Raw genomic sequence first — 26,475 nt, forward strand, 5'->3', positions numbered from 1 at the left:
TTGCGCCCCACTCTGATGAACCGGAAAGATCGGCGCTGACACCGGAACCTTGCAAAGGGGGCACCGTGCTGGTCCGAAAGCTCGTCAGCTCATGCGAGGACGGGGAATGTCCGACGTTGTACGCCACCGACCGAGGGACCATTCTCGTCCAGGGAGAGACTCCGGCGAACCACGGTCTAGATCTTCCCGGGCACGAGACGGTCGTGGAGATCCCGGCCGAACTCATCCGAAAGGCCATCCGTGACAACCTCATCTAGGACGCTTTCCCAGTGGTTCGATGAGTTTGAGACGGAGGCGTTCAGACTGGAGACCCTCGACGACTACAGCCAGTCCGGTGGAATCGAAGCTTACGAAGCCTTTCTCGCCGGCGAGCCCCAACCCGAGTCGTTCAAGTCGGCGGCATGGCTGGACACCGTGCGCAATGCCACCGATGCGGGCAAGCGCATGTACCGGGTCCACATCCTCTCCCGTCCGCTCACACCGTACCTCCGATTCGAACTCGGGTGGGGCTATCGGCGTAACGTTGAAGCCGGCGAGGAGTTCTTCATCCTTGATGCGACCGACCGGGAGAACCCGGTCCCGGATGCGCCGGATTTCTGGATGTTCGACAACCGGACCGTCGGCGCCATGAGCTACGACGATCAGGGAAAGTACCTCGGCACCGACTTCCTGGCCGTCGAGCACGTGCGCGAATTCGTCGCCTACCGGGACGCCGCGCTGGCGCACGCGGAGCCGTTCGCCGAATGGTGGGCGAAGTACAGCGAGTGAACAGAACCAACCTGGGAACGGCACTGCGGGCACTGCGGCAGGCATCAGGCAAGGAGGCCAAGGCCGTCGCCCGCAGCGCGGTCATGTCTGCGAGCAAGCTGAGCAAGATCGAGAACGGGCGGGTGGCGCCGACGGTCGTGGACGTCGATCGCATCCTCACCGCCATAGGCGTCTCGGACGAGGTCAAGACGGAGTATCTGGCGGCAGCCCGGGCAGCAGCGACGGAAGCCGTGGCGTGGCGCGAGTACCGACGCCTCGGCTATCACAGGAAGCAACAACAGATCATGGCACTCGATCAGTCCATGACCACACTGAAGCTCTTCCAGCCGTCATTGGTTCCCGGCCTGCTGCAGACGCCGGAATACGTCCGTTCTGTTCTGGCCAGAAAGAACCTGGGAGAGGAATCTCTCAGCCGTACGGTCGGTGCTCGTATCGAGAGGCAAGGAGTCCTCTATGATTCCGCCAAGACTCTGAGCTTTGTCATCACCGAGCCAGTTCTTCGCTGGCGCATACTTCCGGCTGCCATGATGTACGGGCAGCTCGACAGAATCATCTCGGTTTCCCGGTTGCCCAACGTCGATATTCGGGTCGTTCCGCTTGCGGCAGAGCAGGTGGAGGCGCCAGGGCACTCGTTCGTGATCCGAGACGACCGGGTAGTGACGGTGGAGACAGTCCACGCCGAACTCGTCGTCACTGACCCCCGGGATGTCTCCTCCTATCTGGAAAAGTTCGACAGATTCGCAGAGATGGCCGCTGCCGGAGATTTGATGCGGGTGCTGATCGAGCAGATTCGAGATGAGTATCTGCAGGGATAGCAAATGGCTGGCGCGCAACCTCCTCCCACGGATCCCGAGACAGATTCTTTCCAGAACTGGAAATCCATGGACCGACTCGGGCTTTGCGACCTACCTTGGTTCTCGTCCGGAGGAGCCACCGTCACGGGGAGCCACGACATGGCCGAAGTCACGAGACTTTCACAGCCCGAACCGGCGATACCGCACAGTCGGCGTAACTGGGCGGCAGCGCTTCGCAAGATCCAGAACGGCCCGTCTCAGCTGGACCCAACGGCTGGTTCTCTCATCGAACTGGTTCGTGAGGAAGGCGGGTGGCCGCCGTACATCTACCCTTCAGCCGACTCGGCCACAACGGAAAATTCCGTCCGATCGATTCGTTCGCCGACTCAGTGACAGGATCGGCTGTGGCTGAGGCGTGGGTGCCCAGGGTCGGGCAGCGGGTGTACGAGCGCGGGACCGGGGCCGCCGTCCAGGTGATGGAGATCTGCCAGTTCAGCGTCTACATCCGGCCGTTGAGGGGTGGGCGGGTACGGGTTGTCCGCGTCTCCGACCTCATTCCACCGGACGACGCGCCCGGTGGCTTTTTCGACCGGCAGGCCGCGCGCGGGTAGTTGTCGCGCCGGCTGTTGAACAACGAGACCTGGAAAGGGGAAATTCATGTCCATCGCACCCTTGAACCGTCGCCCCCAGGGCGGCCACATCTTCGACCGACCTGAGTCGCGCCTGCCGCTGAGCACGGCCGGAGCCACTCCGCTGCCCGCGCTGGACGACCGGCTCGGACCCGGAGATCCCTTCGCGTTCCGGTTCCTCGTCCCGGTCACCGGTGCGGGTGGCATCCTGCCGTCCGGGCTCGTGTACGACGAGGACTCGCAGACCTGCACCTACGAGGGTCTGCCACCCGGTGTCTACATGACCAGCACGCCGCCCAAGACCTTCGGCCCGACGCAGCCCAGCGGTCAGATGGACGCGCCGGACGACCCCGGAAGCAGCAACGACTGACATGGCGGATTCCGGTACCGTCCTCGTCCTCACCGGAGCGTTCGATCCGACCGCCGACCTCGTGGTCGAGGAACTCAACCGACGTGCGGTGCCGGTCTTCCGGGCCGACACGGCCTGGTTCCCGTCGAGGCTGGCGCTGGCCGCCGGCCTCGACGGGAACGGCTGGCACGGCACGCTCGCCACGAACCACCGCTCGCTCGACCTGGCCACCGTCCGCGCGGTCTACTACCGCCGGCCCACACCCTGCGAGTTCCCGGCGTCCATGCCGCCGGAGGCCCGCGCGGTGGCAGTCGCCGAGGCCCGGCGCGGCTTCGGCGGCATCCTCTCGGCGCTTCCGGCCCGGTGGCTGCCGCCGCCGGGCCGGGCTGCGGACGCCGAGTACAAGCCACTTCAGCTCCGGGTGGCCGCCGAATGCGGTCTGCGGGTGCCGCGGACACTGATCACCAACCGACCCCAGGAAGCGAGGGAGTTCGCCGACCGGATCTGCGGTCCCGTGGTCTACAAACCGTTCACTCCGATCCGGGGGACGGTCGACGGGCAGTCGATGGCGGTCTACGCGACTCTGCTCCGGCCCGGCGACATCGGCCACCCCTCCATCGCCACCACGGCTCATCTGTTTCAGGAGTGGGTACCCAAGGCGTACGAGGTCCGGCTGACCGCAGTGGGCAGACGGATCTTCGCCGCCGAAATTCACGCCACCTCGGTAGCGGCCAGGACGGACTGGCGCAGTGACTACGACAACCTGACCTATCGCGTGTGCAGCCCACCAGCAGACGTGACCGCCGGAGTTCACCGCGTGCTCGACCGACTCGGGCTGCCGTACGGCGCGTTCGACTTCGTTGTCACACCGTCGGGCGAGTGGACATTCCTTGAGGTCAATCCCAACGGGCAGTACGGGTTCGTCGAGCAGGCGACCGGGCTGCCCATCACCGCCGCAGTGTGCGATCACCTGGAAGGGGTCACCGCATGATCGGCGAGGACCAGCGACTCGTCGCGGCCCGCGTCAGGCTGGCCGAGGAGGTCGAGCGACATTGCGCACTGCTCTCCTCCCGGGTGGTCGAGGCGTTCCTCAACGTGCCGCGGTATCCGTTCGTGCCGGTGTTCTACCGGCACGAACGCGAGTTGTACCGGCCTTGGCGGGGCACGGACGACGCCTGGCTGGAAGCCGTGTACACGGACCGGGTCCTGGTCACCGAGGTGGACGGTGTGCACGCCGAGGACGCGCCGGACGACGGGGTGCACGGGGTGGCCACGTCCTCGTCCACGCTGCCCGGTCTGATGGCCGACATGCTGGACGCGCTCGATGTCCGCGCCGGCGACCGGGTGTTGGAGATCGGTACGGGCACCGGGTACAACGCCGCCCTGCTCTGCCACCTGGCGGGCGACCGCAGCGTCACCACGGTGGACCGCACCGAACGCCTGGCCGCAGCCGCCCGCGAGCGGCTGCGCGGGGCGGGGTTCGCACCGGCCGTCCTCCGGGCGGACGGCGCGGCCGGGTACCCGGACAGGGCCCCCTTCGACCGGATCATCGCGACCTGCTCGGTGCGGCGCATCCCGCAGGCCTGGCTCGACCAGTGCGCGCCCGGTGGGCTCCTGGTCGCCCCGATCGACGGCACCCTCGGGAGCGGGGCGGTGGTCTGCCTGACCAAACTGCCCGACGGCCGTGCGGTCGGGCGGTTCCTCGCCCGACCGGCCGCCTTCATGCCCCTGCGGTCGGACGGGGCAAGGCCACTGGTCCGACCCGGCCGTGTCGAAGGCAGGGCCCGAGCGACGGACATCGGCGCCCGGGCCCTGGACGACCACGGCTTCTCGTTCTGGGCAGGCCTCCACCTGCCGCCGACCGTCGTCCGGCGCGGCACCGTGCTCCTCGACCCGGCGGACGGCTCGGCCGCCGAGGTGCGGGACCACCCCGGCCGGCCGTCCACGGTGACCACGGCCGGGCCGCAGGATCTCTGGCGGGCCGTCGAGGCCGCCCACACCGCCTGGCAGCACCACCACCGCCCGCGCCGCGAGTGGCTCTCCATGGAGGTGTCGGCGGGCGGTCAGCGAATCGGGCACATGGCGCCGGACGGGACATCGATGTGGTGGGCCCGCTGAATGTCCGGAGCCGCGCTGCGCAGGAAGTCGGGCCGGCCGACTTCCTGCGCAGCGGTGGCGGATCAGCAACGGTGGCGGGCGGGAGAATGGCGGTGCCGACGATCAGAGAATCGAGCGCCCTCATGGGCGGGATGTTCGGCACGTTCGCCGGGGGCGTCCAGGAGTGGTACCACTTCGACCGGAGCATTCCGCCGGCCCCCTTCTCGTTCCTTCCGGTGCGGGCATCCGTCCGCCACCGAGACCCGAGGTTCCTGAAAGACACGCCGAATCTCGCTGCGGCACTGGCCGCTGCTGAAGACGATGGGCGGGACGTGTTCGAGCACATCCCCTGTGACTGGAAGGCAGTACGAGCATGGGCGAGTTCGCTTCCTGTCCCCCGGAAGCCGTGACGGCCGCGGAAGGTGTTTGCGGGCCGGTCGAGCTGAAAGAGATCACCGACCGACGCGGCTCTGCGGTCTGGAAGGCCACCGGCCCCATGGCCACTGTCGCCATCAAGTTCGGGAGAGGGGAGGCCGCTGAGGTGACAGCGCGAGAGGCGTCGGTTCTGGATCAGCTTTCCGGCTACACGGTCACGGCATGCCGGGCTGGTGAGGCCGTCTGGTTCGTCACCCCGTGGCTGGCTGGGCGATCCACCTGGGAGGTCTTCCGAGCCGCCCGAGAGGGAGCTGCCGGCCGCCCGATCGCGCTGACCGGAGCAGTCGATCTGTGTCGCGCGGTCGCCGGTCTCCATGCCGCCGGCTGGGTGCACGGCGATCTGCAGCCGTCGCACGGCATCCACACCGAGAGCGGGGCGAAGCTGATCGACTTCGCCTGGTCATGGCAGGAGGGGACAACGCCCTGGACCTCCTTCCAGGGCGCCATGGTGCACCTGATGGCACCGGAGCTGGCCGCCTGGGTCTCCGCCGGATCGCAGCCGGTCAGGACGTCACCGGCCGCGGAGGTCTACGCCCTGTCGGGAGTTCTCTGGACCTGCTCGACCGGCGCCTGGCCGCTCGACTATCAGGCAGCCGGAATCGACCGGGAGAAGGTCGGACCCGAGGGGCTGCGCGACTCCATCGCGACGGGGCGCCTACCTCTCTCCCTGGCGACGCCGTGGCCGGAGCTTCAGGACGTGCTTCGCCCCGTGCTGCTCTCCGGGCCGGCTGATCGGCCGACCGCCGCCGAGCTAGGTGACACCTTGGCCGCGGTGATCACGTGATCCGGCTGCGGGAGCTGCGGGCCGGGGATGAGCAGGCTCTCCAGCAGATCTACAGTCCCGAGTCAGTCAGGTATCTGGCCCGGAATCCGATGAGTGAGGATGAAGCCAAGACTTACGTCAGCCGGGCCGTACTGAATTCCGGCCAGTCACCTCGAACGCATTTCACCGTCGGCCTTGAAGCGGCCGGCGGCCTGGTGGGAGTTGCCAAGCTGGGCATAGTCCAGGGTGCTGGCACGCTGAGCTACATCCTGCGACCGAACGCCTGGGGCCAGGGCTACGCCACCGAGGCGGCCGGGCGTGTTCTGGCCCTGGCCTTCGACGTTCTGCGCCTGCCAATCGGGCGGGCCAAGCACCACCCGGACAACCCGGCTTCCGGCCTCGTGCTGGCCAAGGCCGGGTTCACCCACATCGGGGCGGAGGGCGGATTCGAGCGTTACGAAGTTCGATCGTTTCGTCCGTGACCGGGTACAACACGTCCGATCCCTCTGAGGTGAACGTACGACGGAGACCAGCAGCCGGGCCCTGGACCACCACGGCCTCTCGTTCTGGGCAGGCCTCCACCCGCCGGACGGCACCTCGACCTCGTGGACCCGCTGAAAGCCCTTAGCCCCGCTGCAAGCCCTCAGCCGCTGCGCAGGAAGTCGGACCGGCCGACTTCCTGCGCAGCGATAACTGATCCCATCTGGAAGCCCATTCCCCGGTCACGGGGGACCACGAGGTGGTGTTCGCACTCCTGGCCGACTCCGCCCTCACCTGTCGCTGAGAGCGCGGAGAGCCCGCAGCAGGACGGCTGCTGCGGACTCTCCGGCCTCCCGCTACAGCCTGTGCCCTGCCATCAGGCCGGCCGGCTCCGGCACGGGCCGGGCTTCCCGCTGGAGAAAGAACACCTTCGCCCCGCGGCGCTCCGCGACCCGCAGCAGCTCCCAGCCCTGCGCCTCCTGGTAGTAGCGGGAGAGCTGTTCCTGCCCGGTGCCGCGCCGGACCCAGGTGAGGCCCCGCGCGGCAGCCCGGTCCAGGGACCACCAAGCGATCAGCCGACCGAGCCGATGAGGGTTCGGCACGGTGAAGGTGGTCGCAAGGAAGAGGGACGGTTCGTTCCTCTCCTCGCCGGTGAACGCCCACTCGGGCAGGGCTTCGTTGCCGTAGTGCGATGTGCAGCCGACGATGCCCTCGGTTTCGTGCTCCAGCACCCAGACCGGGAACGAGGGGTTGCCGGCCTGGGAGCCGTACTCCTCGGCCATGTCGGCGCACTGGCCCAGTCCTCGCACGGACAGCCACGCGGACCGGGCTCGAACCACGGCGGCGATCGGATCGGCATCAGCGACCGTTGCCTCACGCACCTGATACACCAGCGCTCTCCCTTCGGCACACCCGGTGCCGAGCCTATGGGCGCGGGCGTCATCGACACGCCGAAGCCGCACGAGGCTCCTTCCCGGCCCGCCGGCAGGTGCTCAAGGGCACGGCACAGACCAAGTTGGTTGAGTACAGCAAGACTGAGAGGGAGGCCGCGCCGACGATGTTCTCCCGGACGATCCACACCACGAGGCCTACGGGCGGCTCCCGGAGATCTGGTTCACGAACGGCTGGCTCACCTGAGCCTCCCGGAGAACGAGACGGCCATGGAGGTCATGGCCGAACTATTGGAGGGCTTCTTCCGTGCTGCTCAGCGATGACGCCTTTGACCAGCTCTTCCAGAACTTTCACTCCTCCGCCTTCAAGATGGAGACGAAGGACCGCTACGACGTCGAAGACGAACGCAAGGAGCTCAAAGGCTTCCTTGCGGGTGCGAAGATGCCGGACGCCTGGGCGGACAGTCCATGGGTTCGGTCCATGACCGGGACCGGGAAGGTACTGCAGCGGGTCCACATCCTCCGGTCCCCGCTGACCGACTATCTCCGGTTCGAACTCGGCTGGGGCTACGTCGGAAACGTCCGGGCCGGCGAGGACATCCGAATTCTCGATCTCGCGGACAAGCAGATCGACGGCCTGCCCGACCACGACTTCTGGCTGTTCGACGACTCCCGCGTCTACAGGATGCACTACAGCAGCGATGACGAGTTCCTGGGCGCCGAGCTGCTGGGTCCGGAATCGCTCCCGCGGTACCGGGCCTACCGGGACCTCTCGTGGCGGCACGCCGCGCCGTACACCGAATACTGGCAGCACCGCACTTGACCGAGAAGGACAACGCGGAGCCGGGAAGCCCGTAGCCCCGCCGCGCAGGAAGTCTGACCGGCCGACTTCCTGCGCGAGGGTGTCGGGTCACCGTCGGCGGTGAGTGCGGCGGGGAGAATGACAGGGCCCGACCGATGACCAGAGAATCGAGCGCCCCGTGCCGACGGACGCAGCCGTGATCCGCAGTGACGTGCCCGGGTCGTTCGCGCGGGCGGTGTTCCACGAGCGGCACCCGGAGCTGATCCGGCGGGTGCTGGCCGCGCTGCCGTACGGGCCCGGTGAGCGGGCCGCGCTGGAGCGGCTGCTGGCGGAGAGCACCGGCGGCGTGCTGGAGCCGCTGGACGAGGACGCGCACGACCACGCCGCATGGCTGGCGTGGGGTCAGAACCTCTGGGGGCGGCCCTGGGGGGAGGCGCCGTTCCTGTGGGCGGAGAGCTACTTCTACCGGCGGCTGCTGGAGGCCACGGGCTACTTCCGCCCCGGCGCGTGGCAGGGCATCGACCCGTTCGGGCCGTTCAAGGCGGCCGAACTGGCGACGGCGCCGGCGGGTGGGGGTGACGGCCCGCCGGAGGCGCTGCTCGCCGCCTCGCTGTGGGGAAACCGGGCCGACCTCGGGTTCCGGATCACGGCGGGCGGGGCGGGCCGGGCGGCGGAGGGGGCCGACGCCGACGCGCTGCTGGTCGACGACGGGCCCGCGCTCTGGGCGGAGCTGGAGCGGACGGCGGGCGGCCTGGTCTGCGTCGTCGCGGACAACGCCGGGCGGGAGCTGCTGCCGGACCTCGCCCTGATCGACCACCTGCTGACCCGCGGACTGGCGGGAGAGGTGGCGCTGTACGTGAAGCCCCAGCCGTACTTCGTGTCGGACGCGACCATGACCGACGTCCTGGCGGCCGTCGACCACCTGCGGGCCGCGGCCGTGGGCGGGCGCCTGCGACGGGCGATGAACGACGGCACGCTCGTCGTCCGCACCGATCCGTTCTTCTGCGCGCCGCTGCCGTTCCACGACCTGCCGGCCGGGCTCCGGGCGGAGTTCGCCGGCGCGGCGCTCACGATCGTCAAGGGCGATCTCAACTACCGCCGCCTGGTCGGCGACCGGTACTGGCCGCCGACCACGTCGTTCGCCGGGGCCGCCGGGCACTTCCCCTCCTGCGTCGCGGCGCTGCGCACGCTCAAGTCCGATGTGATCGTCGGGCTCGACGCGGCGACCACCGCGCGGCTGAACGGCACCGGGACGGACTGGCGGACGACCGGGCGGCACGCCGTCGTCCAGGTCCACCGGCTGTCCGGCTCGTGAAACGGGCGCAGGGCAGGGCCTCCGGTTTCGCTACGATTGGGTGGCCCACAGTGGAACTTCGCTCTGTGTGGCAGCCCGGGAGCCGGCAATCCGTGCCGGGCTTCCGTTGCGGCCCCAGACCCTGCGCCTGTCACGGCACTCCGGGGTAGGGGTGCGTGCGGGAGAAATTGGAGCATCCGAGGATGGCTCGGCACCTGATCACCAGCGCCCTTCCGTACATCAACGGGATCAAGCACCTGGGCAACATGGTCGGGTCGATGCTCCCGGCGGACGTCTACTCCCGCTATCTGCGGCAGCGCGGGCACGACGTGCTGTACATCTGCGCGACCGACGAGCACGGCACTCCGGCCGAGCTGGCCGCGCAGGAGGCGGGGCTGCCGGTGGCGGAGTTCTGTGCGCAGGCGCACGGGCAGCAGCGCGCCGTGTACGACGGCTTCCGGCTGTCGTTCGACCACTTCGGGCGCAGCTCCTCGCCGCAGAACCGGGAGATCACCCAGGAGATCGCGCGGGAGCTGCACGCCAACGGGTTCATCGAGGAGCGGGCGATCCGCCAGGTGTACTCCGTCACGGACGGGCGGTTCCTGCCGGACCGGTACATCGTCGGCACCTGCCCGCACTGCGGCTACGACAAGGCGCGCGGCGACCAGTGCGAGAACTGCACCCGGGTGCTGGACCCGACGGACCTGCTGGAGCCGCGCTCGGCGATCAGCGGCAGCGCGGACCTGGAGGTGCGCGAGACCAAGCACCTCTTCCTGCTCCAGTCGAAGCTGACCGACCAGGTCGAGCAGTGGGTCGACGCGCACGGCGACGAGTGGCCGGTGCTCGCCTCCTCGATCGCCCGCAAGTGGCTGACCGAGGGCCTGCAGGACCGCGCGATCACGCGTGACCTGGAGTGGGGCGTGCCGGTGCCGGCCGACGTCTGGCCGGAGCTGGCAGCGGCGGGCAAGGTCTTCTACGTCTGGTTCGACGCGCCGATCGAGTACATCGGCGCCACGAAGGAGTGGGCGGACGCGGCCCCGGCCGGCGAGCTCCGGGACTGGAAGTCCTGGTGGTACGAGGCCGACGAGACCGTCCGCTACACGGAGTTCATGGCCAAGGACAACGTCCCGTTCCACACGGTGATGTTCCCGGCGACCATCATCGGTTCGCACAAGCCCTGGAAGAAGGTCGACTACGTCAAGGCCTTCAACTGGCTGACGTACTACGGCGGCAAGTTCTCCACCAGCCAGAAGCGGGGCATCTTCACCGACGTCGCGCTGGAGCTGCTGCCGGCCGACTACTGGCGCTACTTCCTGATGGCACACGCCCCCGAGTCGGACGACTCCAGCTTCACCTGGGACCTCTTCGCCTCGGTCGTCAACAAGGACCTCGCCGACACCCTCGGCAACTTCGTCAACCGGGTGCTCTCCTTCAGCCGCAAGCGGTTCGGCGACGACGTCCCGGCCGGGCACGCGGCGGGCGAGGCGGAGGAGCGGCTGGGTGCGCAGATCGCCGAGCTGCTGGCCGAGTACGAGGCCCAGCTGGAGGCGCTGAACTTCCGCAAGGCGGCGCAGGCCCTGCGCACGCTGTGGAGCGCGGGCAACGCCTACCTGGACGAGAAGGCGCCGTGGCTCCAGGTGAAGACCGACCCGGAGGCGGCCGCGCTGACCCTGCGCACGGCGATGAACCTGATCCACCTGTACGCGGTGGTCTCCGAGCCGTTCATCCCGGCCGCGGCCGCGGCGATGCGCGAGGCGTTCGCGCTGCCCGCCGACGCGCCCGCGCGGACGCAGGCGTGGGTGAGCCCGGAGGAGGCCCGCGCGCTGGACTTCGTGCCGGCCGGCACGGCCTTCACCGTCCCGCCGGTGCTCTTCGCGAAGATCACCGACGAGGACCTCGCCGCCTGGACCGACCGCTTCGGCGGCGGCGAGTAGCGGGCACCGGGCAACCCGGCACCGGGCAACCGGACGGCCGCCCTTCCGGAGGGAGCGGCGGCTGTCCGTGCAGGGGCGCCCCGTCGCGGTCGGCGACGGGGCGCCCCTGCGGCTTCCCCGGGAGCCGCTCCGCGCCGGGGCCGCAGCCTTCAGGCGGTGGTCTCGGTGGCCAGCCAGGCCAGGTAGCCGGGGGCGGCGGCGAGCACCGGGACGACGATCACCTCGGGGGTGTCGTAGTCGTGCTGCTCGGTGACGAAGGCGGTGAGCCGGTCGGCGAGTTCGGCCCGGGTCTTGAGGTCGACGCGCCACTCGGCGCCCTGCCGGACCTCACCGTCCCACCAGTAGACGGAGTGGATCGCGGAGATCTGGGCGCAGGCGGCCAGCCGGACGCGGACGGCCGAGTCGGCGAGGGCGCGGGCCTTGGTCTCGTCGTCGTGCGTGGTGGTGACCACGACGGCCGCGGCGACGGGGGCGGAGGCGGGGATCGGGGCGGGGATCGGGGCTGCCATGGGGCGACGGTACCGCCGGACGGCGGGGCTCAGGCGGCGCCCGCGGGTCGGCCGAGGGAGCGGCGGGCCGTGTCGAGCAGCGGGGCGAGGTCGGGAACGGCGGCGGCCTCCTCGTCCAGGGCCGTCGTGAGGGTCTCCTCGTAGGTACTGCGGGCCTCCTGGTGACGGGCGCGGCCGGCGGCGGTGATGACGGTGTAGACGCCGCGCTTGTCGTCGGGGCAGGAGTCCCGGTACGTGAAGTCCGCGGCGTTCAGCCGGGCGACCAGACGGGTGACCGAGCTCTGGTTGAGCCCGAGACCGGCGGCGAGGTCCTGCATGCGCAGCTCGCCCTTGGGCGCTTCGGTGAGGAAGCCGAGGGCGCGGTACTCGGAGAGCCCGAGGCCGTGCCGGCGCTGGAGGGCGGTGGCGAGCCGGTTCTCGACGTGGGCGTGCAGGGCGTTGAGCCGGCTCCACATCCGGGCGTCGGACGGTGGCGCCTCCGGGGTCCGGGCATCCGAAGCGCCGCTGGTGGGGCTGGGTTCCGTGGCCATGGGCTGCTCCTGGACGGGCTGGGCGGGTTGACACAGGTTACTTGTACATGCATGCTCTTGCCCAGTCGACATCAATTTGCACATACATGCAACCACTGCCGCTCCATGAACCCGGGGGGTTCCCATGGCCTGGATCTACCTGCTCGTCGCCTCCGTCTTCGAGGTCGTCTTCGCCCTCGCCACCAACGCGACCCACGGCTTCACCGTGCTGGGCCCGTCGCTGCTCACCGCCGCGGCCGCGGCCGGCGGGATCTTCTTCCTCAGCCTCGCCCTGAAGACCCTCGACGTCGGCGTGGGCTACACGGTGTGGACCGGCATCGGCTCGGTCGGCACCGTCGTTCTCGGCTCGGTGATCTTCCACGAGTCGATGAACCTCGGGAAGGCGGCGGCCTTCGTCCTGATCATCGGCGGGGTCCTGGGACTGAAGCTCGCCGACAGGCTCGGCGGCTCCGAGCAGCCGGCCGGCGGCTGACCCCGCCCCCTGCCCCACGTCCGCGCTCCCGCCCGTACACCCCGACCCCGCACCCCGCACCCCGACCACCGAAGGAGCACACCCCCCATGGCCTGGTTCTTCCTCGCGATCGCCGTGGTCTTCGAGATCGCCTTCGCCCTCGGCACCAACGCCACCCACGGCTTCACCCGGCTCTGGCCGTCCGTCCTCACCCTGGTGGCGGCCGCGGGCGGCATCTTCACGCTCAGCCTCGCCCTCAGAACGCTGGACGTCAGCGTCGGCTACACCATCTGGACCGGGCTCGGCTCGATCGGCACCGTCGCCTTCGGCGCCCTGATCTACAAGGAGCGGATCACGCTCCCCAAGCTGCTCTCCTTCGCCTCGATCATCGCCGGTGCCGTCACCCTGAAGTTGGCCTCCGGTCTCTGACGGTCCGTCCGTTTCACCCGATCGTGGACTCGCCCCGCCCACCCTCCGTCGGCAAGACTGGCCCGGCCGACGTGAGGGAGGTGGCGGTGAGCGCCGAGGACGAACCCCTGTCCGACTGGTACGCGCGGCGGGCGGGCCGGCGCCGCGCCACCGGGACGCGCGATGCGATCACCCTGGCCCCCGGCCCGCGCCGCGGGGCGCACGTGTTCCGGGACGCCCCGCGACTGGTGGTCGAATGGGACGGCTTCGCGTGGCAGCCGGTCGGCGTGGCGGAGAACTACGCGCAGGCCCACCTGCTGATCGCCCGGGCCGGGACGGCCGCGGCCCTTCCGCAGTCCGACGCCCCGGTGCCCCTGCTGCGCAAGGGCACCGGGCGGCACCGCAAACCCGACCCGGCGGGCTGACCCACCTCCGGGCCGCGCGGCCGGTCGGCGAGGGTCGCACCGGAGGCGGCCACCGGGGGGCACCGGCGCAGGCCCCGGTCAGCCGGCCTTGCGCGCGGTGTGGACGGTGATCGCGGTCAGGTAGAAGGCATCCGGGCGGGCGAGGATGCCGGTGGGCGCCTCGCGGTCGAGCAGGGCGTCGAGGGCCTCCCGGTCGGCCGCGTCCAGCAGCTCGCCGAGCTGGTCCCGCCGCCGGGACAGCTGGGTGTGCAGGTGCTCGCGGCCCGGGAGGCCGAGCGGGGCCGGCCACTCGGCGAGGAAGGTCCGCGAACCGGCGGGGGCGAGCCCGGCGGCGGCCAGCATGGCCGGCCAGTCCTCCACCTCGTCCACGGCGCCCGGCAGTTGGGCGCGCATCGCGGCGAAGGCGTCCTCGTGGGCGGCGTCCAGCCGGGCCTGGAGGCCCGGGCGGCCCAGACCGATGTCGCGCGGGAGGAACCGCAGCGGCAGCCCCCGTTCGGAGACCGCGAGCAGTCCGCCCGGGCGCAGCGCGCCGGCCAGCGCCGTCAACGCGGCCTGCTGGTCGCCGAGATGGTGCACGGCGTTGGAGGACCAGATCAGGCCGGCCGTGCCGAGGCGGTCGAACTCGGCGGGCAGGTCGGCCTGTTGGGTGGAGAGGCGGCCTGCCGAGCGGGTCCGGGCCCGCTCCAGCAGGGCGGGCGACCCGTCGACGGCGACCACCTCGGCCGCCGGGAAGGCCTCGGCCAGCACACCCGCGACGACGCCCGGCCCGCTGCCCACGTCCAGCACCCGGCCGACGGCGGCATTGTTCTGCAGTTCCCGCAGCCACTGCGCGGCCTGCGTGAAGGCCGGGCTGTTCAGTTCGCCCTCGCGCTCCAGGAGGACGGCGAGCGCCGACCAGTCCGGCTCGCCGTGGTGGTCGTGCCCGCCGTGGTTCTGGTGGGCGTGGCCCTGGTGACCCTCCTGGGGGCCGTCGCTCCGGGGGGCGTGCTGGTGTGCGGGGGTGTGGGCGTGGTCCTGCGGCTCGGCGTGCATGGCGTACTCCTTCGGATCGGTACCGGAGTCACCCTGCGGTACCGGGGTCGGCCGGTGGCGGTTCCACGTGCGGCGGCGGTGGGGGTTCACCCGGCGGCGGCGGCGGTTCGAGGTGCATCGACGGTTCGAGGTGCGGCTGCCTCCGGGTTCTGCGTCCCGCTCATGGCGGCCACCTCCACCGCCAGGCTGCGGCGGCACCCCCCGACGCGGCAAGCGTTGTTGCCGGAACCGCAAACGAGTCTGCTCCCGGGCTCCGGCCGCGCCGCCGGTCACCGCGCCTGCTCACCGCGTCCGGCGCCAGTACGAGCGGGTGGCGACGGCCAGGGCCACCCCGTGGACGGCGAAGGCGCCGAGGCCGATCCAGGCGACCAGCAGCACGTCCGCCTCGGTCGGGAAGTCCCCGCGCGGCACGGTCAGCACGCCCGTCGTGGCGAGCGCCGCGTACCCGAGGCCGACGATCCCGTACGGAGCGAGCGTGGCGGCGCCGAGCAGCGCGGGGGCGAGCGGCAGCCAGCGGGGGACGCGGTGACCGCTCAGCAGCAGCGTCCAGCGCGGGAACACCTGACCCCACGGGCGGACCAGGCCCCAGAGCAGGAACACGCCGAGCGCCGCCAGCAGCGCGGTCGCGTCCACCCCCCAGGACTCCAGCGCGAGCCAGAGCCCGGAGGTGCCGTTGCGCTCGGCGACCGCCCGCATCCCGGCCCCGCTCAGGCCGGCGAAGGTGCCACCGAACGCCCAGGTCAGTTTCATCACGACGTACGGCACGAACGCCACGGTCCCGGCCAGGGCCGCCAGTTGCACCGGTCCGGAGGCCGCCGACGGCGCGGAGGGCGCACGTGGCCCGGCCGGACGGTCGGACGCCCGGCCGGTACGCGCGGTGGCCGCCAGCAGCAGGGCGCCCAGTGCGGAGAGCGCCCGCAGGGCGGCCCCCGGCCCGCTGTCCACGGCCTGGTCGAAGATCAGCGTGATGACGTCCATCAGCAGGCTGAACGCCGCCGCTCCGGCCAGCCCGCAGAGCACCCGGAGCACCGACCGCAGTACTGGTCCCACCTCCCGCGCCGCCCGCACCCGGCCGCGGACCGAGACGCCGGCGAGGGTCGCGGCCACGCCGCCCGCCGCGACCGCCCACCCCGTCCACCCGCCGCCGGGCAGCGCCGTGCCGGCGGCCGCGCAGAGCACCCCGAAGCCCGCGTACGCCACTCCCCAGGCGGCCACCCCCGTGCCGTTCCCGGTCCACCCGGGCCCGCCCCGACGCCCCGCCCGGCCCCCCGCCCTGCTGCCTGCCCGGCCCGCCGCCCGCACCGTCACCGGCCCCGCCGCCGGCCCGCCCGTGGTTGTCATACGTCCAGGCTCGCGACGGCCGCCGCCCCGGACCTCCGCCGCCGGGAGGACCTCCTCCCCCGCCGGAGGGATGCGGACCGGCACGGGCCCGACGGGTGCGGCCGGGCCGCGTCGACGGAATGCCCCTTGCCCTGGAGTGCACTCCAGGGCCTAGCGTCGGTGCCCCCGGGCCCGCCCCGGCGCCGCGCCCCGACCGGGGCCGCCGGCCACCCCGTGCACCAACCACCCACACACCAGGGGGACCTGACCCATGCGCTACCGCGTCCTCGGCGGCACCGGCATCGAGGTGAGCACCTACTGCCTCGGCACCATGATGTTCGGCGCGGTCGGCAACCCCGACCACGACGACTGTGCCCGGATCATCCACACCGCCCTCGACCAGGGCATCAACTTCGTCGACACCGCGGACATGTACTCGGCCGGCGAGTCCGAGGAGATCGTCGGCAAGGCACTGCAGAGCCGCGGCAACCGCGACGACGTCGTGCTCGCCACCAAGGTGCACTTCCCGATGGGCGAAGGCCGCAACCGGGGCGGCAACTCGCGGCGCTGGATCGTCCACGAGGTCGAGGAGAGCCTGCGACGGCTGCGCACCGACCGGATCGACCTCTACCAAGTCCACCGGCCCGACCACACCACCGACATCGAGGAGACCCTCGCCGTCCTCGGCGACCTCGTCCGGGCCGGCAAGATCCGCGCCTTCGGCTGCTCGGCCTTCCCCGCCGAGCAGCTCGTCGAGGCCCACCACGTCGCCGAACGGCGCGGCCTGCCGCGCCTGCGCACCGAGCAGCCGCCGTACTCGCTGCTCGCCCGGGGCATCGAGCGCGAGGTGCTGCCGGTGGTGCAGCGGCTCGGCATGGGCGCGCTGACGTGGAGCCCGCTCGCCTCCGGCTTCCTCACCGGCCGCTACCGCAAGGGCCGCCCGATCGACCTGAGCACCGGTCGGGCCGCGCTCACCCCGGCCCGCTTCGACCCGGCTCTGCCGGGAACCGCGGCCAAGCTGGACGCCGTCGAGAAGCTCACCGCGCTCGCCGACGACCTCGGCCGCACCCTGCCCGAGCTGGCGCTCGCCTTCCCGCCGGCTCACCCCGCCGTCACCTCGGTGATCATCGGTCCGCGCACCGGGGAGCAGCTGGCGGCCGCGCTCAAGGGCGCCGACCTCGTCCTGGACGACGCCACCCTGGACCGCATCGACGCGATCGTCCCGCCGGGCACCGACCTCTACCGCCCGGACGGCGTCTGGCAGCCGCGGGCCCTGGCCGACCCGGCGCTGCGGCGCCGCCCGGCCGGCGACCGGGCGGCGGCGTAAAGGGTCAGCGGGGCAACTGGGCTCTCTGGGCGGGGCTCAGGCCCCCGGCAGGAGCTCCTCCGCCGTCCAGGCGAGGGCATCGGGGAGGGCCTCCGCAGCGACCGGGAACCAGAGCGAGCAGGAGCTCAGGCCCGCCTCGCCCAGCTCGCCGAGCGCGTGCCGGATGCTCTCCGCCGACGCCGCCGGGCCGCCGAGCGGAGTACCGGGGGCACCGGCGGGCGGCGTGTGGCCGGGCGGCACGAGGAAGGCGCCGGCGGTCAGCTCCAGGGTGGCCGGGTCGCGGCCGGTCTCCTCACCGAGGTCGGCCAGCCGGCCCCGGACGGCGGCCAGGCCGGCCGGGTCGACCCCCGAGCCGTGCCAGGCGTCACCGAACCGGAGCGCCCGGCGCAGTGCCGCGTCACCCTGGCCGCCCACCCAGACCGGCGGTCCGGACGGGCGCAGCGGCGGCACCCCGAGCCGGACGGCGCCCTCCCCCCGCCACAACTCCCCTATCACCACGAGCTGTTCGTCCACCAGCCGGCCGCGCCCGGGGAACGGGACGCCGACCGCCGCGAACTCCCCGGCGTCCCAGCCGGTGCCGACGCCCAGGCTGAACCGGCCGCCGGAGAGACGGTCCAGCGTCGCGGCCTGGTGGGCCAGGAGCACGGGATTGTGGAGCGGCAGGATCAGCACACTGGTCGCGATCCGGATCCGCGAGGTGGCGCCCGCGACGGCGGAGAGCAGCACCAGCGGGTCGTGCGACAGCCCGACCTCGGTGGCGAGCACGTGGCTGCCGGCGATGACGTGGTCGAACCCGAGGCGTTCCGCCGTCCGCGCGGCCTCCAGCACCCCGTCGAGATCGGCCACCGACCGCGGCCAGAGGCGGTGCGGTGCGACACCCAGCTTCATGCTTCCCCATTTCGACGCCGTGGAACTGACGTACGGTCAACCCCGCTCCCCGGCAGGGCGTTCCCGCGACACGCCGGAACGAACGGCGGGGCCGGCACGGACGGCGGGGCCACCCGGCCGCCTACCGCCGCAGCAGGTCCACCACGCCGGTGAGATCCTCCTCGCCGGCGCCCTCCGCCAACCGGCGCGCCATCAACGCGAAGTAGGGCGAGAGCAGCTCGGCACTGATGCCCTGCTCCTCGGCGGTGCGCAGGAAGGTCGGCGTCCCCGCGACCTGCATCGCGAGGTTGGAGACCACCCCCCGGGTGTAGTCGCCGCTCTCCAGCTGCGCGGCGGTCGTCGCCACCGAGCCGGACATCGCGGTGATCCAGGAGGCCAGCAGCGGAGCCAGTTCGGCCGGCGCCACGGACTCCTTGCCGATCAGCGCGAAGGCATGCGCGACGCCGGCGAACATGCCGTACATCGCACTCAGCAGGGCCACGTCGTACAGCGCGGCGAAGCCCGGGTCCGTGCCCACCCACGTGGTGCCGGCCGGGACGGCGAGAGTGGCGCGGTGCTCGTCGAAGAGTTCGCGCGAGCCGCTGTAGAAGACGTACGGACCGGCCGCCGGGACGCCGATCATCGGCGGGACGGCCATGATCCCGCCGTCCAGGTAGCGGGCGCCGCGGCCACGGGCCCACTCGGCACGGGCACGGGCCTGGCCGGGCGTGCCGGTGACCACGTTGACCAGGTCCTTGCCGGTCAGGTCGACCCCCTCCAGCGCCGCCTCGACGGAGGCGTCGTCGAGCAGGCAGACGACCACCAGCCGGCCGGCCCCGACCGCCTCGGCAACGGTGGCGGCGACGGCGGCGCCCTCGGCGGCCAGCGGTTCGGCCCGGGCCGGGGTGCGGTTCCAGACGGTCAGCGGATGGCCGGCGGCGAGCCAGCTGCGGGCGAGCGCCGTCCCCATCGCGCCGAGGCCCAGCAGGGTGACGGGGGCCGGGGCGGGGGCCGGGGCCGGGGCGGCGGAGGCGTGCGGGGCCGGGGCGGCGGCACTCCGTTCCAGGGTGCTTGCCAGGGTGTTCGGCAGAGTGTTCGGCAGAGTGCTCGCCAGGTGTCGTGCCACGTTCTGTTCCATGCCGACCAGGCTCGCCGCCGGCCCCGCAGGTGCTCAAGTACGCACTTCGAAGTGAGTGGTTACCCTGGGGTGAGCGAGCAGGTGGGAGGGGTGGGGCATGGCGACGGTGCCGAGGCCGGGCGCGTACATCTGCGGGATCGACGCCGCGATGGACGTGATCGGCGGCAAGTGGAAGGTGCTGATCCTGTGGGCGCTGGACGAGCGCCCGAGCTGCCGGTTCGGCGAGCTGCGCCGCCAGGTGCCGGGGATCACCGAGAAGGTGCTCGCCGCCCACCTCCGCGAACTGGAGGCGGACGGCATCGTGCACCGCGCCTCGTACGACGAGGTGCCGCCGCGGGTCGAGTACTCGCTGACGCCGGCCGGGGTGCGGCTCAACGCGGCGCTGGCCCCGCTGGGGGCCTGGGGTCGCGAGCACGTCCCCGGCGTGCAGCCGCACCCCGGGCAGGGCTGAGACCGGCCGAGACCGGCCGAGGCCGGCTCAGGCGATCGCGGCCGCCACGATCGCGGCCACCGCGAGGTTGCAGCTGGCCGAGACCCAGACCGCCGGGTGCGGCTCGGGGTCGACCAGGATCGAGCCGAGCCGGCCCGGCGTGACGAGGTCCACCAGCCAGAACGCGACGGCCATCAGCACCAGCCCGAGCAGGCCGAAGCAGGCCGTGGAGAGCAGGCCCTTCCCGAACTCCTCGTAGGTGTAGAGGATCGCGGTGAAGACGATGCCGCCGATGCCGAGCAGCGCCGAGCTGAGCAGGACGGCGGCGTTGCGGTTGCGCTCGACCCAGATCTGGTGGCCGAGCCTGCCGGGCGTCAGCACGTCCACCAGGCCGACCCCGAGGAGCAGCAGCACCACGCCGACGCCACCGAAGGCGGCGGCCACGCCGAGGCCGTGCAGGATGTCGTTCACAGTGGTGTCCCCCCGGGTCCAGCGGTCAAGGATCGGCAAAACATATCCCATGGCCGCGCGGCCCGGGCGGGGACATCGTGCAGCCGGGGAGGGTCCGGGCCGCCGGTCCGGGGCGCCGGGGCGGTCAGTCCTCCTCGGTCAGATGGTCGACGCAGGCCGCCACCGCGAGCAGCAACCCGGTGTCGGCCCCGTCGGCGATCTCCACGCCGTAGGTGTCGCGGATCCGGAACCACTTGCGGGAGATCCGGGCGAGCTCGTCGCCGTGGCCGTTCTCGATCCGGTAGTCCTTGTCGATGAGGTCCCCGTGGATCTTCAGCTCGCCGCCACCGGCCAGCTCGACGAGGTACTTGTCGCGGAACGGCGTGAACAGCTTCTCCCGCACCGTCGCCACCGTGTCGCCGTCGGCGTTCTCGATCCGCATCGCGTCCCGGACGGTGAACGCCTTCTCCTTCACCACCGCGACCACCCGGCCGTTCGCGTCCTTCAGCTCGAAGGTGTCCCGCAGCCTCAGCACCTTGCCGTCCACCAGGAACGCCTTCTCGCCGCGGTCGTCCTCGATCCAGTAGTCGTCACCGATCGCGAACAGCTTCTCCCGCACCAGGTACCGCACCGTGCCTCCTCCTCATCGACTGCCCCCGCCCGCCATTCGACCCGATCCGTCACCCGGCGGGCGGCAACGCCACGCACCGGCGTTCAATACCCGCATGCCCCCTGTGACAGCCGCCATGCTCCGTACCGACCGGCTCGACCTCGTCCCGCTCGGCCCCGGACACGCCGACGAGATGGCCGCCGTGCTCGCCGATCCGGCCCTGCACGCCTTCACCGGCGGCGCGCCGGACACCGCCGACGCGCTGCGGGCCCGGTACGCCCGGCTGGCCGCCGGCTCCCCCGACCCCGCCGTGGCCTGGGGCAACTGGGCCCTGCGGCTGCGCGCCGACGGGCGCCTGGCCGGTTACGTCCAGGCCACCGTCGGCCCGGACACCGCCGAGCTGGCCTGGGTCGTCGGCACCCCGTGGCAGGGCCGCGGGCTGGCCGCCGAGGCCGCCCGCGCCGTTCTCGGCCACCTCCGGGCGGCCGGCACCACCACCGTGCTCGCCCACATCCACCCCGACCACCCGGCCTCCGCCGCCGTCGCCCGCTCCCTCGGCCTCGCGCCCACCGACGAACGGCAGGACGGTGAGGTCCGCTGGCGGCTGGTGCTGACGGAGCAGCCCGAACCGCCGGAGCGCAGCTGACCCCGCCGGGCCCGGACCCCGGCCCGACTCCCCGGCCACCCCCGGCCCGACTCCCGCCCACGCCCGGCCACGCCCGCTTCCCGCCACGCCCCGCCCGACCACACGGAACCATCACAGTCAGCCACCGGATGGTCAAGAACAGGCAAGGTCGGTCATGATGTCGGTGCCCCGATCCGAGGGCGCCCCACCGGTGCCCCGACGACCTCGCAGCCCGCCCGGAGACTCGCCATGCGCAGACTGACCCACGCCGAATTCCTCGCCATGAGGAGGTTCGACGCACTGGACGGCCTGCGCGCGATCGCCGCCGTGATCGTGGTCTTCTTCCACTACGGCGGCCCGCAGTCGAAGTTCCTCTCCGGCTGGATCGGGGTGCACACCTTCTTCGTCCTCTCCGGCTTCCTCATCACGACCCTGATGCTCCGTGAGAAGGACCGGACCGGGCGGATCTCGCTGCGGAACTTCTACATCCGGCGGATCTTCCGGATCGTGCCGCTGTACTACGTCGGACTGCTGATCACCATGGTCGCCGTCTACAAGTCGGGGTACAGCTGGAACGTCCTGATGGACCACCTGCCGCACTACCTCGGCTTCATGAACGAGTACCACCTGGCGGGCGACACCCCGTACCTGCACACCTGGACCATCGGCATCGAGCAGAAGTTCTACCTGGTCTGGCCGCTCGCGCTGATCCTGGTCAGCCTGATCTCCAGCAAGCTCCGCGTCCCCCTCGCCGTCGTCGCCATCGGGCTCGTCCTGATCCGGTACAACGACACCTGGAAGGGGATGGGCATCCACTACTCGGTGCTGCTCACCGGCGCCCTGCTCGCCATCGTGCTGCACCACCGACGCGGGTTCGCCCTGCTCAGCCCGCTCACCCACCCGGTGGTCGGCGTGGTCGTCGCGGCCGGCTTCGTCGTCCTGCACCAGCACATCCCGGACCTCACCGCCTACTTCGGCGACGAGCAGCCCACCGTCTTCCTCTACGGCATCGGCGTCGCGATCCTGCTGCCCACCCTGCTGAGCCCCGGCCCGGGCCGCTGGATCCTCTCGCAGCGACCCCTGGTGTTCATCGGCGAGCGCTCCTACGGCCTCTACCTGCTCCAGGCCGCGGCCGTGCCCGTCACCGCCACCCTGGCGCCGTGGATCCCCGGGCAGACTCCGAAGTTCGCCGCCGCCGCCTGCGTGGTCGCGCTCTTCGCGGCCGACGCGCTGCACCGCCGCGTGGAGACCCCGATGATCGACGTCGGCCGCCGCCTGATCACCTGGTTCGACGCCCGCGCCACCCGCCGGGGCCCGGACGCCGCCGCCGGGACCGGCACGGGCACCGGCACGGGCACCGACACGGGCACCGACACGGGCACCGGGCCGAAGGCCGACCCCCGCACCGACCCGGTCCTCACCGGCCGCCCCCAGTAGCGCCGCGGGCCTCCCGCCACCACGGCCGCCGCCCCCGTCCGCCCCCACCGGGCAGCCGGGGGCGGCGGCCGTTCGCACCCCGCGGGCCGGGCGGGGACGGGTGCCCGGAATGCGGACGGGGCCCGTGCGGTTTGATGGGGTTATGGCATCTCGTGCACGTGTACGCGCCCCCGAGCTGGTCGGGGCAGGCGGTTGGCTGAACACCGGCGGCAAGGAGCTGGCGCTCGCCGACTTCCGCGGCAAGATCACCATCCTGGACTTCTGGACCTTCTGCTGCATCAACTGCCTGCACGTCCTGGACGAGCTGCGCGAGTTGGAGGAGAAGCACCGCGACACCGTGGTGATCGTGGGCGTGCACTCCCCCAAGTTCGTGCACGAGGCCGACCACCGGGCCGTGGTGGACGCCGTGGCCCGGTACGAGGTGCACCACCCGGTGCTGGACGACCCGGCGCTCGCCACCTGGAAGCAGTACGCGGTGCGGGCCTGGCCGACGCTGGTGGTGATCGACCCGGAGGGCTACGTGGTCGCCCAGCACGCCGGCGAGGGCCACGCGCACGCCATCGCCCGGCTGGTGGAGGAGCTGGAGGCGGAGCACGCCGCCAAAGGCACGCTGCGGCGCGGCGACGGGCCGTACGTGGCGCCGGAGCCCACCGCGGGCGACCTCAAGTTCCCCGGCAAGGCCGTCCGGCTGCCGGACGGGCACTTCCTCGTCGCCGACTCCGGCCACCACTCGCTGGTCGAGCTGGCCGAGGACGCCGAGACGGTGGTCCGCCGGATCGGCGACGGGGTGCGCGGGCTGGTGGACGGCACCGCCCCGCGGTTCAGCGAGCCGCAGGGGCTGGCGCTGCTGCCCGAGGGCCCGGTCCGGGACGCCCTGGGCGTGGACGTGATCGTCGCCGACACCGTGAACCACGCCCTGCGCGGCGTCCGGCTGGCGGACGGCAGCGTCACCACGCTGGCCGGCACCGGCCGGCAGTGGTGGCAGGGCTCCGCCACCGACGGCCCGGCCCGCGAGGTGGACCTCTCCTCGCCGTGGGACGTCGCCTGGTTCGACGACAAGGTGTGGATCGCGATGGCCGGCGTCCACCAGCTCTGGGCCTACGACCCGGCGGCCGGCACCGTGGGCGTCGCGGCGGGCACCACCAACGAGGGCCTGGTCGACGGACCGGCCGCCGAGGCCTGGTTCGCCCAGCCGTCCGGCCTGGCCGTCTCGGCGGACGGCGAGAAGCTCTGGGTGGCCGACGCGGAGACCTCGGCGCTGCGCTGGGTTTCACGTGGAACCGGGGAGGTGCAATCCGCCGTCGGCACGGGCCTGTTCGACTTCGGGCACCGGGACGGCGCGGCCGGCCAGGCGCTGCTCCAGCACCCGCTCGGCGTCACCGTGCTGCCCGACGGCTCGGTGGCCGTCAGCGACACCTACAACCACGCGCTGCGCCGCTTCGACCCGGCGAGCGGCGAGGTCAGCACGCTGGCCACCGACCTGCGCGAGCCGTCCGGGGCCGTTCTGGTGGACGGCGACATCGTGGTGGTCGAGTCGGCCCGGCACCGGCTGACCAGGCTGCGGCTGCCCGAGGAGGCCGTCCGGGTGGAGTCGGTCGCGCACCGCACCCGGCGGGCCGCGACCGAGGTCGCGCCGGGCGTGCTCCGGCTGGACGTGGTCTTCCAGGCGCCGGCCGGCCAGAAGCTGGACGAGCGCTACGGCCCGTCCACCCGGCTGCTGGTCAGCTCGACCCCGCCGGAGCTGCTGGTCTCCGGTGCGGGCGCGGACTCCGCGCTCTCCCGCGAGCTGGTGCTCTCCGACGAGCTGACCGAGGGCGTGCTGCACGTCTCGGCGATGGCCGCGTCCTGCGACGACGACCCGGAGATCGAGTACCCGGCCTGCCACGTGCACCAGCAGGACTGGGGCGTCCCGGTGACGCTGACCGCCGACGGCGCCCGCCGGCTGCCGCTGGTGCTGGCCGGCATGGAGTAACGCCCGCGAGGCACGCGGGAGGGGCCCGGCGGAGCACTCCTCCGCCGGGCCCCTCCCGCGTGCCGCTCAGCCCTCCAGGAAGGCCTTGATCGCGCTCGCCAGCAGGTACGGGTCGTCCGCCCCGCACAGCTCGCGCGCCGAGTGCATGGAGAGCGCGGCGATGCCGCAGTCCACCGTGGCGATGCCGAGCCGGGCCGCGGTGATCGGGCCGATCGTCGTCCCGCAGGGCATGGCGTTGTTGGAGACGAAGGTCTGCCACGGCACGCCGGCCTTCTCGCAGGCCGCGGCGAACACGGCCCGGCCGACGCCGTCGGTGGCGTACCGGTTGTTGACGTTGACCTTGAGGATCGGCCCGCCGTTGGGCATCGGCTGGTGCCCGGGCTCGTGCCGCTCGCTGTAGTTCGGGTGGACGGCGTGGCCCATGTCCGAGGAGAGGCAGACGGTGCCCGCCAGTGCCCGGGCGCGGTCCTCGGAGCTGCCGCCGCGGACGTGCACGGTGCGCTCCAGCACGTTGCCGAGCAGCGGGCTCTGCGCGCCGGTGTCCGACTCGCTGCCGGTCTCCTCGTGGTCGAAGGCGGCCAGCACCGGGATGTACGGCAGTGCGGCGCCGTCGGTGGCGGCGGCGGTGGCCACCGCGGCCAGGGCGGCGGTGGCGGCGTGCACCGAGAGCAGGTTGTCCAGCCGCGGGCCGGCCAGCAGTTCGCGGTCACGGCCGAGGTAGGAGGCGGGCTGCACGTCGTGGGTCATGAGGTCCCAGCCGGCCACGTCGGAGGGGTCGACCCCGGCCCGCTCCGCGACGTAGGCGATCAGCGAGCCCTCGTCGACCGGGCCCAGGCCCCAGATCGGCGTGAGGTGGCGCTGCTTGTCGAGCTTCATCCCCTCGTTGACCTGGCGGTCCAGGTGGATGGCCAGCTGCGGCACGCGCAGCAGCGGCTCGTCCAGCTGCACCAGCCGCCGGCTGCCGTCGCGCAGCGCGAGCCGGCCGGAGAGGCCGAGGTCCCGGTCCAGCCAGGTGTTCAGCGGGACGCCGCCGTAGATCTCCACCGCGACCTGCCGCCAGCCGGCCGTGCCGGTGTCCGGCAGCGGCTTGACCCGGAGGTTCGGCGAGTCGGTGTGGGTGCCGACCACCCGGAACGGCGTCTCCGGCCCGGCGCCCTCGGGCACGTACCAGGCGATCAGTGCGCCGCCGCGGATGAGGTAGCGACCACCGGCCACCGCGTCCCAGGCGTCCGTCTCGGCGACCTGCCGGAAGCCCGCCTTCTCCAGCCGCTCCGCGGCGCTGGCGACCGCGTGGTAGGGCGACGGTGAGGTACCGAGGAAGGCGATCAGGTCATCGGTGTGCGTCCGGTCGAAGAAGGCCGGGCGGGCGGCGGTCGACATGCTGCTCCTGAGTCGAGGGAGGGCTGAGGCCGGATGGGAGTCGGCTTCGCACCTTGAGCATATGCCCGTACACGGACAGGGCAGTCGGAACATCCCAACGGATGCAGAACGCGGACAGAAACGTGAACTGACGCCACGACGACCCCCGTACCCACCGGTTCCGCCCGGTCGCGGACGGTCATCCCGCCTCCGTCGGCGGCCCCGGCCGGAGGCCCGGGGCGGGCCCGGGCAGCGCGGGCCCGGGCAGGCGCCGCGGCCCGGACGCGGGTACGCCGAAGGGCCCGGTCGGAAACCGGGCCCTTCGGCGTGAGGGTGGGGTCAGGCGGTCA

30 protein-coding genes are annotated in these 26,475 nt (G+C 72.2%); 20 read left to right on the top strand and 10 right to left on the bottom strand.

Annotation, left to right across the window (positions count from 1 at the left end):
- The first annotated feature begins 65 nt into the window (after nt 1-65).
- The 9 genes from OH807_RS20260 to OH807_RS20300 all read left to right on the top strand — a co-directional run bounded on the left by OH807_RS20260 (nt 66) and on the right by OH807_RS20300 (nt 6,317).
- Nucleotides 66-257 carry a hypothetical protein gene (locus tag OH807_RS20260; protein ID WP_406200757.1) on the top strand — a complete coding sequence of 64 codons (192 nt, stop codon included), beginning with the start codon at nt 66-68 and terminating at the stop codon, nt 255-257.
- Nucleotides 241-768, top strand: coding sequence for a DUF6879 family protein (locus OH807_RS20265; RefSeq protein WP_406200759.1), 528 nt, complete (start codon nt 241-243; stop codon nt 766-768). The genes OH807_RS20260 and OH807_RS20265 overlap by 17 nt, the downstream gene beginning before the upstream one ends.
- Complete coding sequence (locus OH807_RS20270; RefSeq protein ID WP_406200763.1) at nt 765-1,583, top strand: helix-turn-helix domain-containing protein; 819 nt, start codon at nt 765-767, stop codon at nt 1,581-1,583. Before OH807_RS20265 ends, OH807_RS20270 begins: the two co-directional genes overlap by 4 nt.
- 383 nt (nt 1,584-1,966) lie before the next feature.
- Nucleotides 1,967-2,173, top strand: a complete 207-nt coding sequence (locus OH807_RS20275) for a hypothetical protein (protein WP_406200765.1) — start codon at nt 1,967-1,969, stop codon at nt 2,171-2,173.
- A 46-nt stretch (nt 2,174-2,219) separates the two neighbouring features.
- On the top strand, nt 2,220-2,561 hold the full coding sequence (locus tag OH807_RS20280) for a hypothetical protein (RefSeq protein ID WP_406200768.1): 342 nt from the start codon (nt 2,220-2,222) through the stop codon (nt 2,559-2,561).
- Nucleotide 2,562: 1 nt separating this feature from the next.
- Nucleotides 2,563-3,531, top strand: a complete 969-nt coding sequence (gene tgmB / locus OH807_RS20285) for an ATP-grasp ribosomal peptide maturase (protein WP_406200770.1) — start codon at nt 2,563-2,565, stop codon at nt 3,529-3,531.
- Nucleotides 3,528-4,658 (top strand): methyltransferase domain-containing protein, encoded by a 1,131-nt coding sequence (locus OH807_RS20290; RefSeq protein WP_406200772.1) that lies wholly within the window; start codon nt 3,528-3,530, stop codon nt 4,656-4,658. The genes tgmB and OH807_RS20290 overlap by 4 nt, the downstream gene beginning before the upstream one ends.
- A 352-nt stretch (nt 4,659-5,010) precedes the next feature.
- On the top strand, nt 5,011-5,856 hold the full coding sequence (locus tag OH807_RS20295) for a hypothetical protein (RefSeq protein WP_406200775.1): 846 nt from the start codon (nt 5,011-5,013) through the stop codon (nt 5,854-5,856).
- Nucleotides 5,853-6,317, top strand: coding sequence for a GNAT family N-acetyltransferase; N-acetyltransferase (locus tag OH807_RS20300; RefSeq protein WP_406200777.1), 465 nt, complete (start codon nt 5,853-5,855; stop codon nt 6,315-6,317). Before OH807_RS20295 ends, OH807_RS20300 begins: the two co-directional genes overlap by 4 nt.
- Nucleotides 6,318-6,671: 354 nt before the next feature.
- Here the strand turns inward: OH807_RS20300 and OH807_RS20305 are convergent, their stop codons facing one another.
- A complete protein-coding gene (locus tag OH807_RS20305) occupies nt 6,672-7,124 on the bottom strand; it encodes a hypothetical protein (RefSeq protein WP_406200780.1) in 453 nt (150 codons plus the stop codon).
- A gap of 388 nt (nt 7,125-7,512) precedes the next feature.
- Between OH807_RS20305 and OH807_RS20310 the strand changes: the two genes are divergently transcribed.
- From OH807_RS20310 to metG, 3 genes are all read left to right on the top strand, one after another.
- Entirely contained in the window at nt 7,513-8,028 is a 516-nt protein-coding gene (locus OH807_RS20310) for a DUF6879 family protein (RefSeq protein WP_406200782.1), read from the top strand.
- A gap of 157 nt (nt 8,029-8,185) precedes the next feature.
- Entirely contained in the window at nt 8,186-9,322 is a 1,137-nt protein-coding gene (locus OH807_RS20315) for a damage-control phosphatase ARMT1 family protein (protein WP_406200785.1), read from the top strand.
- A 182-nt stretch (nt 9,323-9,504) separates the two neighbouring features.
- Entirely contained in the window at nt 9,505-11,235 is a 1,731-nt protein-coding gene (metG, locus tag OH807_RS20320; protein WP_406200787.1) for a methionine--tRNA ligase, read from the top strand.
- A gap of 149 nt (nt 11,236-11,384) precedes the next feature.
- Here the strand turns inward: metG and cutA are convergent, their stop codons facing one another.
- Complete coding sequence (gene cutA, locus OH807_RS20325) at nt 11,385-11,744, bottom strand: divalent-cation tolerance protein CutA (RefSeq protein WP_406200789.1); 360 nt, start codon at nt 11,742-11,744, stop codon at nt 11,385-11,387.
- A 29-nt stretch (nt 11,745-11,773) separates the two neighbouring features.
- Nucleotides 11,774-12,274 carry a MarR family winged helix-turn-helix transcriptional regulator gene (locus OH807_RS20330; protein ID WP_406200791.1) on the bottom strand — a complete coding sequence of 167 codons (501 nt, stop codon included), beginning with the start codon at nt 12,272-12,274 and terminating at the stop codon, nt 11,774-11,776.
- 124 nt (nt 12,275-12,398) lie between these two features.
- On the opposite strand from OH807_RS20330, the gene OH807_RS20335 reads away from it, so the two are divergent.
- The 3 genes from OH807_RS20335 to OH807_RS20345 all read left to right on the top strand — a co-directional run bounded on the left by OH807_RS20335 (nt 12,399) and on the right by OH807_RS20345 (nt 13,558).
- Complete coding sequence (locus tag OH807_RS20335; protein ID WP_406200794.1) at nt 12,399-12,746, top strand: DMT family transporter; 348 nt, start codon at nt 12,399-12,401, stop codon at nt 12,744-12,746.
- An 87-nt stretch (nt 12,747-12,833) separates the two neighbouring features.
- Nucleotides 12,834-13,154, top strand: coding sequence for a DMT family transporter (locus OH807_RS20340; RefSeq protein ID WP_406200796.1), 321 nt, complete (start codon nt 12,834-12,836; stop codon nt 13,152-13,154).
- A gap of 86 nt (nt 13,155-13,240) precedes the next feature.
- Nucleotides 13,241-13,558 (top strand): DUF6087 family protein, encoded by a 318-nt coding sequence (locus OH807_RS20345; protein WP_406200798.1) that lies wholly within the window; start codon nt 13,241-13,243, stop codon nt 13,556-13,558.
- Between the two features lie 78 nt (nt 13,559-13,636).
- On the opposite strand, the gene OH807_RS20350 is transcribed toward OH807_RS20345, so the two are convergent.
- Both OH807_RS20350 and OH807_RS20355 read right to left on the bottom strand, forming a co-directional pair.
- Nucleotides 13,637-14,590 (bottom strand): class I SAM-dependent methyltransferase, encoded by a 954-nt coding sequence (locus OH807_RS20350; RefSeq protein WP_406200801.1) that lies wholly within the window; start codon nt 14,588-14,590, stop codon nt 13,637-13,639.
- Nucleotides 14,591-14,872: 282 nt separating this feature from the next.
- Nucleotides 14,873-15,805 carry a hypothetical protein gene (locus tag OH807_RS20355; RefSeq protein WP_406200803.1) on the bottom strand — a complete coding sequence of 311 codons (933 nt, stop codon included), beginning with the start codon at nt 15,803-15,805 and terminating at the stop codon, nt 14,873-14,875.
- A 376-nt stretch (nt 15,806-16,181) separates the two neighbouring features.
- Here OH807_RS20355 and OH807_RS20360 point away from each other — a divergent pair, with 376 nt between their 5' ends.
- Nucleotides 16,182-17,237, top strand: a complete 1,056-nt coding sequence (locus OH807_RS20360) for an aldo/keto reductase (protein ID WP_406200805.1) — start codon at nt 16,182-16,184, stop codon at nt 17,235-17,237.
- A gap of 36 nt (nt 17,238-17,273) precedes the next feature.
- Here the strand turns inward: OH807_RS20360 and OH807_RS20365 are convergent, their stop codons facing one another.
- Together OH807_RS20365 and OH807_RS20370 are read right to left on the bottom strand one after the other, a co-directional pair.
- Nucleotides 17,274-18,125 (bottom strand): TIGR03619 family F420-dependent LLM class oxidoreductase, encoded by an 852-nt coding sequence (locus tag OH807_RS20365; protein ID WP_406200808.1) that lies wholly within the window; start codon nt 18,123-18,125, stop codon nt 17,274-17,276.
- 121 nt (nt 18,126-18,246) lie between these two features.
- Nucleotides 18,247-19,242 (bottom strand): NAD(P)-dependent oxidoreductase, encoded by a 996-nt coding sequence (locus tag OH807_RS20370; protein ID WP_406200810.1) that lies wholly within the window; start codon nt 19,240-19,242, stop codon nt 18,247-18,249.
- A gap of 97 nt (nt 19,243-19,339) precedes the next feature.
- Here OH807_RS20370 and OH807_RS20375 point away from each other — a divergent pair, with 97 nt between their 5' ends.
- Complete coding sequence (locus OH807_RS20375; protein ID WP_406200812.1) at nt 19,340-19,693, top strand: winged helix-turn-helix transcriptional regulator; 354 nt, start codon at nt 19,340-19,342, stop codon at nt 19,691-19,693.
- Between the two features lie 27 nt (nt 19,694-19,720).
- Here OH807_RS20375 and OH807_RS20380 read toward each other — a convergent pair whose 3' ends face one another.
- Nucleotides 19,721-20,143, bottom strand: coding sequence for a DUF350 domain-containing protein (locus OH807_RS20380; protein WP_406200814.1), 423 nt, complete (start codon nt 20,141-20,143; stop codon nt 19,721-19,723).
- Nucleotides 20,144-20,267: 124 nt separating this feature from the next.
- Nucleotides 20,268-20,753 (bottom strand): LURP-one-related/scramblase family protein, encoded by a 486-nt coding sequence (locus OH807_RS20385; RefSeq protein WP_406200816.1) that lies wholly within the window; start codon nt 20,751-20,753, stop codon nt 20,268-20,270.
- Nucleotides 20,754-20,847: 94 nt separating this feature from the next.
- Between OH807_RS20385 and OH807_RS20390 the strand changes: the two genes are divergently transcribed.
- The 3 genes from OH807_RS20390 (at nt 20,848) to OH807_RS20400 (ending at nt 24,766) form a co-directional block, all read left to right on the top strand.
- Nucleotides 20,848-21,378 carry a GNAT family N-acetyltransferase gene (locus OH807_RS20390; RefSeq protein ID WP_406200818.1) on the top strand — a complete coding sequence of 177 codons (531 nt, stop codon included), beginning with the start codon at nt 20,848-20,850 and terminating at the stop codon, nt 21,376-21,378.
- A 228-nt stretch (nt 21,379-21,606) separates the two neighbouring features.
- On the top strand, nt 21,607-22,794 hold the full coding sequence (locus OH807_RS20395) for an acyltransferase family protein (protein ID WP_406200819.1): 1,188 nt from the start codon (nt 21,607-21,609) through the stop codon (nt 22,792-22,794).
- Nucleotides 22,795-22,936: 142 nt separating this feature from the next.
- Nucleotides 22,937-24,766, top strand: coding sequence for an NHL domain-containing thioredoxin family protein (locus OH807_RS20400; protein ID WP_406200821.1), 1,830 nt, complete (start codon nt 22,937-22,939; stop codon nt 24,764-24,766).
- A gap of 66 nt (nt 24,767-24,832) precedes the next feature.
- On the opposite strand, the gene OH807_RS20405 is transcribed toward OH807_RS20400, so the two are convergent.
- Nucleotides 24,833-26,146 (bottom strand): M18 family aminopeptidase, encoded by a 1,314-nt coding sequence (locus OH807_RS20405; RefSeq protein WP_406200823.1) that lies wholly within the window; start codon nt 26,144-26,146, stop codon nt 24,833-24,835.
- Nucleotides 26,147-26,475: the final 329 nt, after the last annotated feature.

It is taken from the genome of Kitasatospora sp. NBC_01560 (genome assembly GCF_045208415.1).
In the GTDB taxonomy this organism is placed as follows: Bacteria; Actinomycetota; Actinomycetes; order Streptomycetales; family Streptomycetaceae; genus Kitasatospora.